6 protein-coding genes are annotated in these 15,461 nt (G+C 56.4%); 3 read left to right on the top strand and 3 right to left on the bottom strand.

Annotated features, from left to right (window positions below; genetic code table 11):
- Window positions 1-487: 487 nt before the first annotated feature.
- On the top strand, window positions 488-1,837 hold the full coding sequence (locus KB449_RS08695; RefSeq protein ID WP_282907997.1) for an extracellular solute-binding protein: 1,350 nt from the start codon (window positions 488-490) through the stop codon (window positions 1,835-1,837).
- A gap of 113 nt (window positions 1,838-1,950) precedes the next feature.
- Complete coding sequence (locus KB449_RS08690) at window positions 1,951-6,360, top strand: S-layer homology domain-containing protein (protein WP_282907996.1); 4,410 nt, start codon at window positions 1,951-1,953, stop codon at window positions 6,358-6,360.
- 225 nt (window positions 6,361-6,585) lie between these two features.
- Here KB449_RS08690 and KB449_RS08685 read toward each other — a convergent pair whose 3' ends face one another.
- The gene (locus KB449_RS08685) at window positions 6,586-7,833 is read right to left on the bottom strand and encodes a DegT/DnrJ/EryC1/StrS family aminotransferase (protein WP_282907995.1); all 1,248 of its coding nucleotides are present in this window, start codon (window positions 7,831-7,833) and stop codon (window positions 6,586-6,588) included.
- Between the two features lie 2 nt (window positions 7,834-7,835).
- The gene (locus KB449_RS08680) at window positions 7,836-9,560 is read right to left on the bottom strand and encodes a polysaccharide deacetylase family protein (protein WP_282907994.1); all 1,725 of its coding nucleotides are present in this window, start codon (window positions 9,558-9,560) and stop codon (window positions 7,836-7,838) included.
- A 292-nt stretch (window positions 9,561-9,852) separates the two neighbouring features.
- Between KB449_RS08680 and KB449_RS08675 the strand changes: the two genes are divergently transcribed.
- Window positions 9,853-11,679 carry an NHL repeat-containing protein gene (locus KB449_RS08675; protein ID WP_282907993.1) on the top strand — a complete coding sequence of 609 codons (1,827 nt, stop codon included), beginning with the start codon at window positions 9,853-9,855 and terminating at the stop codon, window positions 11,677-11,679.
- Between the two features lie 108 nt (window positions 11,680-11,787).
- Here the strand turns inward: KB449_RS08675 and KB449_RS36455 are convergent, their stop codons facing one another.
- Window positions 11,788-15,264, bottom strand: a complete 3,477-nt coding sequence (locus KB449_RS36455) for a heparinase II/III domain-containing protein (RefSeq protein ID WP_282907992.1) — start codon at window positions 15,262-15,264, stop codon at window positions 11,788-11,790.
- Window positions 15,265-15,461 lie beyond the last annotated feature (197 nt).

The following is a 15,461-nucleotide window of genomic DNA, read 5'->3' as shown; positions in this document are numbered from 1 at the left end:
AAGCGGCCGAAGCGCCGTCCCGGGCGGGCCTTTCGTTTTGAATACGCGACTTGCTGTCGATTCTGTCATCGGCAGTAGCGATCACGCGGAATAGCCGCCTCTGCAAACGCTCTGGTTACCCGTCTCCGATTGATATTGCCGCTCGTCCCCCTTCCGATCAACACTGCGCGCGCTGTCCGGATTAGCCATTTCTATTTTTTCGCTCTGCCTGAACGGAACAAGAGTCGGGCTGAACGTTGCGCCACAATAGCAGGCTTGTCAAACAAGCTGTGACATAATTGGTTTGACAATCCAAATGCCCCTGTACTAGAATGAATTGACGATAATAAGTTTGTTACAAGTACAAGTAAATTACAAGTACAAGTTGATGATAAGTATGCAGGGAAAAGAAATATCAGTCAATACCCGTATATAATGAGAGATAAAAAAAGTTTTTGTAAAAGCGAGGGATTTAGATATGAGTAAGAGAGATTCGGAGTTTATGTATATGGAATTGGCTGCTATGATTCGAACCCAGATCTTATCGGGGGTCATCAAGCCGGGCGAGTTCCTCATGTCCGAGCATGACATGTGCAACAAGTATATGATGAGCAGAACGCCCGTGCGCAACGCGTTGAAGCAGCTCGCGCTGGAAGGATTGATTACGAAAATCCAGGGCCGAGGCACGATGGTATCGACCGCGCTAGATCTGGAGGACGATTCCAGCACGTTGATTATCGCATCTCCGTACCCTTCCAGCTTTACGAGACGCAGCCTGCCTCTTCTGATTCGTTCCTTTCACGAGAGGCATCCCGATATTCGGGTCAAGGTTATTTCGATTCCAAGCGACATGAACAAGGAAGTCTACAGCCGGCAGTTTGTTTCCGTCGGCGTTCATCCCGATCTGATCGTCGTCCAGGACCGCGATTTTCAGCATCTGAAGCAATTGGACGATTTTGAAAAAGTGATAGACATGGGAATCGAGCTCCCGGCCATTCATCCGACGCTTCTGCGCTGCTTCCAGATCGACGGGCGTCAATTGGGCGTGCCGCTGACCTTCTCTCCGGTTGTGATGATGCACAATCCGGAGCTGTTCGAACGTTACCAGATGGCCCCTCCGGAACACGACTGGTCCCGCGAGCAATTTGCCCGATCCGCTATTGCACTGACTCGCGATCTGGATCAGGACGGAATCATTGATCTGTATGGCGCGGCTATCCATTCCTTGATTACGCGCTGGCCTGCGCTTGTGCTGCCGGAGTGGCGGCAGTTTCGTCATACACGCAGCCCCGAAGACCGCCTCAGCCTGATCCGCAGATTTGACGAAATTCGAGCCTGGATCTATCGTGATCATCTGGCTCCGGTGTTCGCTCTGAACGACGAGATGCTGGCGCTGGAGCTGTTCGTTGAAGGCAAAATCGGGATGTACATGACGACCTTGCTTGGATTTGACGATGCCTGGGACTATCCGCTCACTTCAATCCCCGGAAGCAACTCCGGCCTTTTGATTGCCAACGGGATGCTAGTGACACGGGCCAGCCGCAAAAAGAAAGAAGCCAAGCTATTCCTGGAGCTGCTGCTGGATCGCGAGGTTCAGTTGCGAGTGTCGGAAACGTCGGGATTGCTCTCGCCGCTGACCGACGTCAATCAATCGATTCGGGGCGAAGAACGGATGGAAGCGATCGGGGCCGATGACCGAACGCTCGATCAAAGCTTGTACATTCACGATCTGCTGCCCGATCCGGAAGCGGTTCACGAGCTGTACGGCCGAATGAAGCATTACTGGTCCGGCATGGAGACGGCCGAAGCCATGCTGGAACGCATATCCGACTTGATGGAGCCGATTACGGGCCATTGACAGCAGACGATGGAGAGGGGGTGAGGCTTAATGGCTGTAAAGGATGTCGTTCTTGCCAGGCAAAAAAGAAAGGACTGCCAAATCGCTGTTCAATAATAGGAGGGGAATCGTACGTGGGATACACAATCCGTCTGCCGCTCTCCATCATACTTGTAAGCGCTTTGCTGATCTCCCTGCTGGCACCGACGGTTTACGGTGCGGACACGCCCGATACGCGAATACCGCTATCCATCGACAACCCCGGCTTCGAGACAAGTGACGCAACCGGGGTTCCTGACGGCAACTGGTGGCAATTCGAAGGAAACCCTGCAAGCGTCTCATCCGCATCGGCGCACTCGGGCGACTACAGCCTGTTGCTGAACGACTCCGGCGTCAAAATGTACAGCAGCCATTTCCCTGTGACTCCCGGCAAAACCTACACGATTGAAGGATACGCCTTCATGCAAGACAACGCGCAGTTTGAGTTCAACCTCCGCTTTATCGACAACAGCGGCGACCCGATCGCCGGACACAAGACGGTTGCCGTCTCCGGAAGCGAGGGAGAGTGGCAACATATCTCCTCGACAGATGTCGCTCCCCCCAATGCCGCTTCGGCGCTGATCTATCTCGTTGGCAGCCAGACCGGAAGCGCCTATCTTGACGATGTATCGGCTTATGAAGAACCCGGAGAACCGCTCCCCCCCTCTCTGCTGAATCCGGGCTTCGAAGCAGCAGCCGAAGCCGGCATTCCCGGATGGACGCAAGTGTACGGTACGGAAGGCTTCAATCTTGCCACCGATGTCAAACGCAGCGGAAGCCAGAGCCTTCAAGTTATAGATACGCGAACGGATCTGTCCTATTGGCTGTACAGCTCGAAAATAACGGCTGAACCGGGCAAAAGTTACGCGCTGTCCGGTTACGTCCACGCCGTGAGCGGTTCCGTTACGTTAAATATCGCCTATTTTAATGCCGAAGGAGCCGTCATTTCCTATAGCGGAGAAACGATTGCGCCGGCTTCCGGTGCGGAATGGCAGCTTGTCGAGCATTCTTCCGTGGCGCCGCAGGGATCGAACGCTGCCGTCGTATTTATCTACTCCGGCTACGGCAGCGTCGGCGAAGCCTACTATGACGATATCGCTCTTGAACAGGCGGCCGACTTCGGCCCGGAATTCAAAGCGCCGGAGCTTCTGGGTCCGGTCGTCCAAGCTTCGCCTACGGTTGGCGGCGAATTCAAGCCCTATGCCGCCCAAGGCGGGGAGCTGTACTTCGCCGTATCCGGCTCCACCGACAACCCGGCCTCCTTCTATGCCGTCAATGCCATGAACGGCGACATTTTATTTACGCAAAAAGTGCCGGGAATTACGCACCTGTACGCGATCGTACAGGGCTCGGACGGCCGCATTTATTTCTCCGGCACGAACGACGGCATCCTGTACCGTTATGACCCGCAGGAGAAAAAAATTACGAATCTTGGCGCCAATCCGTCCGACAAATGGGTCTGGGATTTGGCTGCATCCGCCGACGGGAAAATATACGGCTCCACGACCGGCAGCGCAAAAGTATTCGAATACGATATCGCAAGCGGCGCGTTCACGGACCTCGGCCCGATCCGGGTGAATGACGCGCAAACCTATGCGCGCGGCATCGCCGTTACTGACCGCTATGTGTATGTTGCGTTGGGCCTGCCCGACGCCGTCGTCAGGCTCGACCGGGAGAACGGCGCGCAGCAGGAAATCGTCACCCCGTACAGCGGCCAGGCACGTATGGGCGCAGACGTTTGGGTCTACGGCGGGAAGGTGCTGATCCGGGATGAGCGATCTTCGCTGATCGTGATCGACGAACAAAGCCTGGAAGTGGAGGCCAACCTCGTCTTCAAGCAAAAAGTATCTCCTCCTTCCCCGACGAACCCGGACTACATCTATTACAAAAATGACGGCAGCTTGTACCGATACAGCCTCTCCGGCAAGCAAACGGAAAAAATCGGCGGCATTCCGACGCTGCCGATGTCCGTTCCTTCCCAGATCGGATGGGTGACGCCGGACAGCGGTCCAAAGGCCGGCAAGCCGGTTCTGGCGATGCTGCTGGAATATACCGAATACATCCTGATCGATCCGGATGACGGATGGACGCAGTCGAAGGCGATGGATATCGATACGACCGGCATTGAGATCCAGTCGATCGAAATCGGCGACGACGGCCGGGTCTATACCGGCGGCTACGTGACCGCGATGAGCATTTATAACCCGGCCACGGGCGCAGTGGAGCATAATGCCGCCAACTTCCCGCAGCCGGAGGGCATCGGGTTTCTGAACGGCAAAACGTATTTCGGAACGTACGGCGGAGCCGTCATGTACCGGTACGATCCTGCGCTGCCGTTCCAATTCGGCTATACTTCCGATTCCAACCCCGGACTTGCCTACGACATCGGCAACGCGCAGGACCGCCCCTTCGCGCTGGAGAGCGGCGACGACAAGCTGTTTGTCGGCACGATCCCCACCTATGGCTACCTGGGCGGATCACTGACCGTTTACGATGACACGACTGGCGAATGGAAGGAATTCAACAATGTCATCCACAATCAAAGCATCATCGGCATGGCCTACAAGGACGGAAAAATATACGGAGGCACTTCGATCTGGGGCGGCGGAGGTTCAACCCCTACGGAGGAAAAAGCCAAAATATTCGTCTGGGATGTCCAGTCCGAGCAGGTGGTAAAGGAAGCCACGCCCGTCATTCCGGGGATCGATGTCGCCCCCAAAATGATCGGCGACCTGTCCTTCGGCCCCGACGGCCTGTTATGGACGATCTCATCGGGCACCGTTTTTGCACTCGACCCGAATACGCTGGAAGTCGTCAAGAGCAAAATGATTTTCCCCAGCAACTATGTCAGCAACAGCACCTGGAGACCGTACTACATACGCTGGGGAGACGACGGCACGCTGTATACGACGCTGAATCGTCAGCTTGTGGCCATTCAGCCGTCCACTCTGGCGTGGAAAGTACTCGATTCAGGCACGATATCGCTGATGGACCGCGCTGACGACGGCACGCTTTATTACGCCAAAGGCGCCAATATGTACCGTATGGCGCTCAAAGACGTCGCGCTGCCATCCGCGGTGGAGGCCGTCGAGCTCGTCCTCAACGGTACATGGGAAAAGGGAGAGCAGGGCCACTCAAAGGTCTATGCGCTGACCGACCTGGGTACCAAGGTTGATGTGACGGTTCAAGCCAAATACGCCAGCAGCTCGGAGGCCGTCGCCGCAGTCGGAGCGTCCGGTGCAGTCAGCGCCTTGGGCGCGGGCCGCAGCCTCGTCAGCGCCAGCTACGGCGGTCGGACGGCCACAGTCGAGATCGTGGTCAGCGCCGATGACGGGCCGACGTCAACGCCGATACCGACAACAACACCCTCGCCTTCGCCGTTCCTTGCTCCTCTTACGCTGACTGCCGGGACAGTTACTTACACGATCACCGATGAGCAGATCAGGAGCGGCAAGCTTATCCTGCCCGGGTCCGAGGCGGAGCTGCGAATCAATGAACTGCTGAAGCTTGCGGAACGCAACAACCAGTTGATCCTCGTCCTGCAATCCGAAGGGGCATCGCTGGAAATACCGGTCGCACAGCTCGTAGAAAAAAGTGCCGGCCGCCAGCGCATCACGCTTCGCCTGCAGGAAGCTCCCGCTTCCCTCGCGGATTCGGCCCGCCGGCTCGCGACGTCGGGCGGCTCGCGCTTGCTGACGACTCCCGTCGGCGTCGATATCCGCGACGATCAGAACAAGCCGCTCTCGCTCAATCTGTTCGATCTGAAGCTGATGATGAAGAGTGGCGATCAGGAGTCGGCACATCATGCAGTTATGCTGCCGAAAGCTTCCGGCCAGCTTCGCTTTATACCGTCTGTCGTGCGGGAGAACGGCACGATACAGATCCCGGCGCCGTTCGTTGCCGAAGGCTACTACGCCCTTGTATCGGATCGTGATATATATTTTGCCGATATGAAGCAGCACTGGGCCCAATCTGCCGTAGAGCGGCTTGCGGCCAAAGGACTGGTCAACGGAAGAAGCGCCCAGGTCTTTGACCCGGACGCATCGGTCAGCCGCGGCGAATTCGCCGCCTTGCTCGCCCGAAGCTTCGCCCTGGATTTGTTAGGTTCGGCTACGGCGGACAAAACCTTCCGCGATGTTCCTGCCGATTCGCCGTATGCCGCGAGTGTTGCAGCCGCAGCGCGCGCCGGCGTCATCGAAGGCGATAAAGCGGACAGCTTCCGTCCAGACGATGTCGTCACCCGGCAAGAATTGGCGGCCATGCTGGCGCGGGCCTTGGCGCTGACCGGATCTAGGCTGCCGGAGGCGCTCGTCGACATGGGCCGTTTCACCGATTACGACGCATCGCATTGGGCATCTCCCAGCGTCGCTGCACTCACGGCATCGGACATTCTCAAGGGCGACGACCAAGGCCGACTTCGGCTGTCCGAATCAGCAAGCCGCGCCGAGGCGGCGACGCTCCTCCAGCGCACCCTGGCGTATGCCCGCTTCCTGGACGAATCCTGAGCCGCCCGCTTAGACAAGTCGACACACCTGTTCCTTTGGACAGTAGCACTTGCTGCACCAGATAAAAAGGTACAGTCTCCTCCATTTATGGAGTGACTGTACCTTTTTCAGTCGATCTTATGCATCTCTCGACCAGGCGCAGGCTGTCTGGCACGCCCGTCTCGACCCGGTATCTTTATAGCGAACGACCTCCCCTATAGCCGGATTGGCGTGTCGCAGGTTATATCACCCGATACGGCTTGCGGCGACTTTGCGGACCGCCTCGATCATGGCTTCGATGTCATCCCCCGTGTAGAACTCGCTGATCGTCAGACGAACCGACGTCCGCAATACCTCTTCCGCCACCGGACATAGTCCTTCACCGTAGGCGATCTCCGGAGACAGCTCGAACGGGTAATGCGTTCCCGGATAAGCTTCCCGGTTGCGCAGCATTGACTGCATGTAGATCGGCTGCGGAATGTAGCCCCGCGAGCAAGGAATCCCCTCCGCCTGAAGGGCCGCGCAGAACTCGTCGACCGTCCCGCTCAAGCGCGACGGTTCCAAGCGGAACAGGTAAAACCAATACGTGCTCGTGCCGCCTTCTGTTACCTTCGGCGGCACAAGACCGGGTAACCCGGCCAACGCTTCGGTCAATCGGTTGCCGTACTCGGTCCGCTTCGCGCAAATCCAGGGCAGCTTGCGCAGTTGGGCGATGCCGACCGCGCCTTGCAGCTCGGTCATCCGGTAGTTTGGCGCCAGATGGTGAATTTCGCGCTGCACCGCGTTCGTAAAACGCTGATAGTTTTTATCCGCGAACGCATGGGTGACCGCATAGTCCTCATCGTTGCCCGAGTTGACGGTCACGATCCCCCCGTCCCCGGTAGAGATATGCTTGAAGTCGTTTGTGCTGAAACAGCCGTAGTCGCCTATCGTACCGATAAGCCGACCCTTGTAGGTTGTGAGATAGCTTTGCGCGCAGTCCTCGATCAGCTTCAGGTTATGCCGGCGGGCTATAGACATCAGCGCGTCCATATCGCATGGGTTGCCGGCAAGATGAACGACGACGATCGCCTTCGTGCGAGGCGTAATCTTCGCCTCGACCGATGCGGGATCGAGATTGTACGTGTCGGGCAGTACATCCGCGAACACCGGAATGGCATTCTGATACAGGATGCCGATGACCGTGCCCTGATCGGTGATCGGACTCGTGATCACCTCGTCGCCGGCCGTCACGCCCGCCGCGCCCAGCGCCACATGGATGGCCGCCGTGCCCGACGACGTTGCGACGCTCCTTTTGACGCCGTACATCGCGTTAAAATCGCCGAGGAATTGCCTGACCTTGCCCCCAAAATGATAAAACAACGTATTTTGGTCCAGCGCCTCGCGCAATTGTTCCAATTCTTCTTCTCCGAACCGCTTTCCGGTTCCGAAGGGCGTCGTCTTGACTGGCGTTCCGCCGTCGATGGCCAGCTTTTCGCGTTTCGTCTCGGACATGCTCAGGCCTCCTTAGATGCGAGTACCGCTTTCGCGCGATCTGCGTTCCGCACGGTCGAGTATTTGTGGCAGGGAACGCCGAATTTGAGCTCGTACGCCTGCCCGTCCGTCAATTGATCCTTGGATACCGGCACATACAGGTCTGCCGGTTGCGGCAGCGACGCCCCTTGTACGACAGGAACGCCGCGGTCGTCGACGTCGACGATGAACAGCGAACGTCTTGCGCGTTCCCAGTCGTTAATTTCGCCGACCGTCCACATCTCAAGTCCATATTCCTTCACCTTTTCGACGACTTCTCTTAACGCCGTGCGCACATTTTCGATTTTGTGAATATGAACCTGGTGGAACAGGAAATGCGCGACGCCTTCCGCCTGCTTGGCTATTCGGAGAAACGGTTCAATGACACTGGAATCGTATAAGTAGGGATGATTCAAGTCCTGATTGAAAAATCCGATTTCCAGCACATTAAAAAATCGATTTTGCTCCTGGAAGTCGCTGATCGGAAAGTAAGGATGGCAGGTTCCGAACAAGACGCCGATATTGCCGTTTTTGCTCGGTCCGCGGCTCTGATCGGACTCCACCCCATAGCGTTCGCACCAGCGGAACAGATCGTCCCAGCCCTCGAAGCGCGTATAATGATTTTTATTCGTCGCAATCCGGTCCACGCCAGCCGCCCTTCTTAACCAGGCCGCCTGATTTTTGAAGCGCGTCTCATCCCATATGCCCCCATCGAATTCAACTGCATTATAATGAAGCGCGATTTCGTGTCCGCGAGATTTCGCTTCATTATATATAGAAGAACTATAGCCCGGCTCCAGCATGCACCAGGTCGTTCGAATGTCGAGCTCCTTCAGCAGCTCCAGCGTCGTCTCGGCGTGGATGTCTTCGTTCGAATCGCTGTCATGCGAGATTGCGGCTACCGAATCTACGCCGGACGGCCAATAAGATAGAAAAGGAAGGGTTTTGCCTTTGCTCACGGCTATCGCGATCAGGTGCTTTACGATCTCGTCGCGCCACATATCCGCATAAGGGTAAGCGAAATAGTTTACGCCGGTCTCCGTCGTTTGCCGGTCAAACTCATAATCCATCGCGCAGCGGTCATCCGCCTTCAAAATGCCTTCGCGCAGTTGGACGGTGCCATCCGACGCTTGAACGCCGTCGTCGTAGACAGGACCGGTCCCTTGCTGCAAGTGTACGATCGTTCCCGGAATATCGACGGACCAGCGCTCGACCGAACCGCGGCCGACCTTGACAGATAGGAGCGCCGAACCTTGCTGGGCTCCGTCCGGACTGCCTGCGGACAAGCTGCCAAACTCGGTGAGCACGGGATCCTTTCCTTCCTGTGCGGCCCACGGGCGAGCCGATATAAACCGCAGCGGAACATCCTGGCCAGACAACGACGCATAGCCGATCTGAACAGGCCGTTGCTCGACAAATCCGAGCGCCGATGCCAGCTGTGCGGTCCCGCTGTACGATACCACCGTACCGCCGTTATCCGCATACTCGAGCAGCAGCTTGCCGTTTGCGGCCGTTTCATCATATACCGAGGCTATCAATATGTCGGGCGACGCAGCCAATGCTTCTTCAAGCGTCACATAAGTGCGATAAGGGAGACGCAAATGCGCCAGCGCCTCTTCGATATACCCTTCAAAAATGTTGACTCCGTACTGCCATCTCTTTTGGCTGGCTTTTTTTTCTTGAACGATGGCTACCCGTGCCAATTCCATGCTGCATCCTCCTAATTTTGCAATACCGCTTCGATTAAGATCGAGATCTGTAAAGCAAATATTCATTATTTATATACATGTATTTTACTTGTACTTAATTATACATGAACCTTTTCGATTGTTCAACAAATTTTGCATGTGCCGTGGAAGGTATCATAACGCTTAAGCCCGCCCCGAGATACTGCTTGCAGATCGAGTTGACCCCTCATTCACATCCTCATATAATAACTATTATGAACATATCGCATACAGGTATTTAATTTAATCTGAAAAAAAGAAAAGAGGAACCCAATTGTTTAAGCGAGAAGCCGCGCCAAAGCTCTATGAATTTGTCGGCCAGCCCTGCAGGAATTTTAATATCCTCGGTCAAACCTCTCTGATTGACCCGTTGGACGGGAAAGAAAAGCATGTGCTGTCCAACTTTGCGTTGGGCGGAACGGGAACCGTTGTCATCATTGATACCCTAACGGGGGAAGGCGAACAGCATGAGCTGCCGATAGGCAACGGCGCATGGGGGATCGTCAATTGGAACAATGAGAAGCTCGTCATCGGGACCTGCGTCGAGCAGGCTTACCTGCACGTCCTCGATCTCCGTACGCGTACATGGGCGGAGCCGCTGAAGTCGATCGGAGAATCCTATTTCTGGAAAATGGGACTGGGCTCAGACGGCAAAGTTTACGGGGGAACGTATCCCGGCTGCTCCCTGATGCAGTACGACCCTGCCACGCACACGCTCGTCAACCTCGGCAAAGTGTCCGAAAACCCCAAAAACCTGTACAGCCGGCCAGTATGGGGAGAAGCTCCCGGCTACATATTCGTCTATTACGGCTTCGATACCAAAGGATTAAAGGTCTACGACATCGCTAAAGGCACCTTCCAAGAATTCGGCCGTCCGGAAGCGGAGATTCGGGAAATCAACGATCGCTTCATTTGCACTCGAACCAATGGACAACTGGATTTTTACGACCCTCAAACCCTTCAGCCTCTCGACGATGCCGGCCTTGCGGACCAGCTCAAGCCATCGAAGATCACACTGGCCAACGGGCAACAGCTGCCCTTCATCGAGTTGGAAGACGATCGGCTGGCCAGCTTCAGGGGGCAAGACTACTTCATCGTCGATAAGCCTTCGAGTCCACAAGACTACGATACACCGCAACCGATCGCGCTTGCGCAAATTCCGGCAAAAGCACCGGTCACGGAAATCTTCACGCTCGTCGAAGACCCGAAGGGCCAAATTTGGGGAGCGAGCGGATTCGGCCAGACGATCTTCCGGTTCGATCCCGCGACGGGCGAATATTGGAACTCTTCCTCCGTCTGCAACGAAGGCGGGGAAGTATACGGCATGGTGTTCGTCGGCGACCGGCTGTTCACCGCCTCTTATGTCGGCGGCGATCATACGGTCTACGATCCGGACCAGCCATGGGATCAGCTGAATAACGTCAATCCCCACACCTTGCGCTCGGTCGGTCCCCAGCTCATCCGGCCGGAGGGACGGAGCGTCCTCGGCCCCGACGGCGGCATCTGGACAGGCTGGTCCGCCAACTACGGCGTCTACGGCGGAGGACTGTCGCGGGTAGACCCCGAGACACTGGAGGTCGAGAGCTGGTACGATCCGATTCCCGAGCGGGCGATCGCAAGCGTCGCGGCCGACGACCAATACGTATATTTTACGACGCACAGCGGAACGAGCGGACTCGCCACGCGCCATGACATTCCGTGGCAGCTCGGGATTTGGGAGCCGGGCAAGGGCCTGATCGATCAGTATGATTATCCCGCCAGTCCGAATGAAACGTTCGGTATCGCAGCTTCGCAAGGCAAGGTTGCGTTCGCGGCCGGCACCGAAATTCACATCTTCGATGTCGCCGAGCGAAAAGTCGTCCACACCGTATCCGTCAGTCAGCCTTGCTTGTGGTTGCTCAAACTCGACGACGAGCATGTGGCCGCCTTCTGTGGCGACGAGTTGATTCGAATCCATCTGCATAGCGGGGAAGCGTCCTTGCTGTCGCTGCTGCCGGGAACGATTCGAGCGGCAACGCTGACGGCCGCCGGAGACATTTACTTCTCCGTTAGGACTTCGTTGTACGTCATCAGAGCCCGGGAATTGAGCCAGCTGAATTAACCCGTGCCGGGAAGGACGAAGCTGTCGTGCATATAAACGCCGTCCGGTCGCAAAGACCGGACGGCGTTTTGTCTTGAATTTAGCTAGTCTCATCGCTCGACACTGTCCTTATTCGGGGGCGGCAGACGCGGGCTTCGGATAGCCGTCGTCACCGATCCCCTCCGCATAGCGCTTGCTCAGCGACAGCGGGATGCGGAACGCGTCGCCGGGCTCGAAGCTGAAAGCGTAGCCCTGCGAGAAATCCGCGCTGTCCCGCCAGGCGTTGACGACCGAGACGTCGCCGATGTGAAGACGAATATGGTCATCGTGCCGGCTCGCCCCTTCGATCCGATAAACGGCGTTGACATCGGCATCGTTGTCGATATAGATGTACTTGCCGATCAGCAGGGCCGGCTCTATCGGCAGTGCGACAGATAGGTCGATAAAATTTTCGACCGCAAGGGTATCCGTCCTCCCCGCCACGAATCCTTTAACGGCTGGCGTGCCGTTCACGAGGCCGCCGAGCCGGGTGCCTTCATGCAAGTAAGCGCGGACAAGCTTGCCGTCTTGCTCTGAGTACACGCCGAAAAAGCCGGAGAACGCAAACTTGCCGGCGACCGTATAAACCATCGAAGCGTCCAGCGATTGCACGATAAAGTCCGTGCGCCCATCCTTAAACGCCACGCGGAGCGCCTTGACTACGGCCGGGTCTGCCGCAGCCCCGTTATTCTCGACGACAGGCAGCCGCTCGATCGAAGCGATGCTGGAAGCGCCCCGATAAGGCTCGATGACGGAAGTATAGACCGTTCTTGAATCGTTGCTTTTAACAAATATGTATTCCAGCCTTTTTGGATTCGTCAGCGAATTTTGCGGCGGAATGCCGTCGGCAATCGTCACCTCGTCATAATCGCCCAGCATCGTCATCTTGAGATGAACGTCCGTGACGGCGCCGGCCCCATGCCCATAACGATTGTACGTATCCTTAAGGTTCCAGTCGACGCTGAACGCGCCGCTCGTCCCGTTGGCATCCTTGCGAAAGTTTTTCAACGACAGTTCGTCCGCGCCCGACGTCGACAGCTCCAAGCCTTGATATACGGTGTTGGCGGATTCCGATTCGCCTGAATGGAAGCTGTATTCGTAATTAAGGCCGCCGTTCAGGTCGAACAGATCGACGATATAGGAATCTTCCTCGTTGATCCGGATCAGCGCCGTCGTTCGCTTGTACAAGCCGTCAGGCGCGTTCGATAGTCCGGCCACGCCGTTAGCGTCAACGCTGGCCAGCTTGACGAAACCGCTGTCGTCGAAGTTCGTCGGCTCGCCGAACGCATCGACGGGCAATCCGTTTACCATGACCGTGTTGTGCGAGCGAGTCGTCCGAGGGAAAAACGCCAGGTCGTCGCTGGACGTATCGGGATAACCCAAATCGGGCATCAGATCGAGATCGTAAGCGATATAACCCAGATTAAGCGGATCGCCGTGGGCATGGCTGGCCGTACCGCCGTAATACATCCAGAGCGCTCGCTGCGTCGTCCTGGCCGCCGTCTCGTCGGCGGTTTGCTGTAACGCATCATCCAGCTCATTGTTCATAGAGCCGGACAGATCGAACCCGTCCCGCAGTACGGCAAGACCATAGCCGGAGAAATTTTCGGAGCCGAGGCGCAGCTCGCCCTTCTCTTCAATAACCCGTCTGATTTTTTGCGATACTGCGTTCGGATTGTCGGAGAAAATGTCGAGCGCGATGCCGCCGGCGGTCTTGCCATTCAACAGATAAATCGCTTGCGCAAGCTCGTCTTTACCGTACCGACTGTAGCCCTCAATGAGCTCGTCCAGCCGAATGGCAGATACATCCGGATTTCCCGTTTGGCCGGAATCGCCGATGTTCGGCGTATAATGGCTGGTAAGCAGGAGCGGGTACATCGCCATGAACATTTTGCGAAAGCGCGGATTTTTAAACAAATCCGCATCCACCCCTCCCTCCAGCGTCCCGCCTTCCGGCAGCTCGTAGCCGTCCAGCATCTTGGCGACTTCCAGCCAGTTGGACAGCCATAAGGAATTGTACAAAGGAGCGCTCTCATCGCCATGACCGTCGTGGCTGACATCGTCTACGAGGATGTTCATGATATTCCCGCCGGTCTTGACATCGTCCTTCCAGTCCGAAGCGCCTGAACGGAAGCCGAAGTTTAACATCTCGCTCGTCTCCGGATCGTGGTCCAGAACGACCGCAGCCAGCGCCAGCGTCGATTGATGCATGCCCGGATTGCCCTGGAGATCGCCTGCCTTGTATGCCGTACAAATTTCCCGAAGCACGCCGTCCTCGAAGTTCGCCTTCATCCGATCAGGTTTGCTCTTGTTCTCGGAATACGCTTTGGCGTTCAGCACTTCGGACGCTTCGGCCCCCAAGGTGCCAATCGCCGGGAATACGGCGTCGTAGGCGTACATTACCGCCTTCATCAATTCATTTTCCCATATGCTCCCGACGATTTTCCCACGCCCAGGATAGAAGTGCCAGCCGTCGCTCGGCAAAAAACCGTAATGCCGATAGCCGGAGACGGCGGAATGCGGAAATTGCGACACTTGCATATCCGGGTATAAATCCCCGATCCGGTCCAGCAAGACAAGCGCCGCATCGGCGTACCGCTGCTCTCCGGTAAACAAGTACGCTTCCGAAAAATCCTTCAGCGCAGTCTTGATCATCCCCCCGTTGTACCAGAGCGCCCAATGCGCGTAATAGGCGACAAACGTATACGGACGCCCGTATGCCAGCGTATCGTTCGGATCGAATCGATACCCCATGCCGTCATCGACGCCCCAATCCGGGTCCATGATTTGCGCGTCGGTCACATAGTGTGCGATCGACGGATTGGCCGCGATCTGTTCCCGAATCCGATTGACCAGATTGCCCGTCTCTCCCTTCGCGATCAGCTCGTCATTGTGCCGCTTCGCCAGCGCCGGGTCAAACCGCCCGTATTCGTCCAGCCCGCCCTCATAATAAGCCTTGAAATGGTTGGTTGGAAACTGGACGCCGCATACTGGCGATGTGAGCTTCCAATCGACTTCCGTGACGGAAAAACGGTAAGGATAATTGCCGTACGGCTTGATTTCGTTGGCGCACGCCAGGCCGCCGTCCAGTTGGTTGACGGCGTAGCTGCGAGGGATGTTTTGCGATGGTACCATTTCCCACAACTCCCCCAGCGAAAAATCGCATAGCCACTTGTCGGCCTTGCCGACAGCCAGCTTTTTCGTATCGGCGGCCCACCCGAACTGCCCGATGTTGGCGCGGGCGGCCGACACCTTTTCCGCGGTAAAGTAAGAACTCCTCGCCTTGGCCGGCCTCACCGGCATGACCTCCACCTGCACGACAGCCTGAAGTCCTTTATACGCCGCCCTCAGCTCTACCGTGCCTGCCGTTTTGGCCAACAACAGCGTTTTCCCGTTCTCGGTTGCGATTTCCGCCTGCTCCTCCGCTGCGATGGCAATCGCTGCCTCCGGTGTGACGATCAGTCGTTCGCCGTTGCTCAGCTTGACCGTCGCCCTCAGCAAGACCCGGTCGCCGGCATAGATGCGATCGAGCAGCGGTTCGACGGTAAATTCTGCATTGTCCGCCACACTGAATACCTCCATTGCGTTTATCTTGGTTCCTTGAATAGTTGCGGCAAACGTAATTTCAGCAATTTAAAGACAGTTTAACTACATGTATTTATCTCGCAAAAAGTAAAGCGCCCCTCTGTCCGCGCGCTGTAAAAATATATGCTTAAAGTATAGCATGTGAAAAATAAAACGGTCAATCCGGCGACTCGGATCGT

Origin of the sequence: Cohnella hashimotonis, assembly GCF_030014955.1 — a bacterium.
Lineage (GTDB): Bacteria > Bacillota > Bacilli > Paenibacillales > Paenibacillaceae > Cohnella > Cohnella hashimotonis.
Note: the sequence above shows the minus strand (reverse complement) of the source record. Positions and strands in the feature narration are given on the sequence as shown.

What these genes read in the sequence shown, in the direction of transcription:
- KB449_RS08695 (WP_282907997.1), top strand. Translation starts at nt 488, where the DNA reads ATGGAATTGGCTGCTATGATTCGAACCCAGATCTTATCGGGGGTCATC.
- KB449_RS08685 (WP_282907995.1), bottom strand. Translation starts at nt 7,833, where the DNA reads ATGTCCGAGACGAAACGCGAAAAGCTGGCCATCGACGGCGGAACGCCA.
- KB449_RS08680 (WP_282907994.1), bottom strand. Translation starts at nt 9,560, where the DNA reads ATGGAATTGGCACGGGTAGCCATCGTTCAAGAAAAAAAAGCCAGCCAA.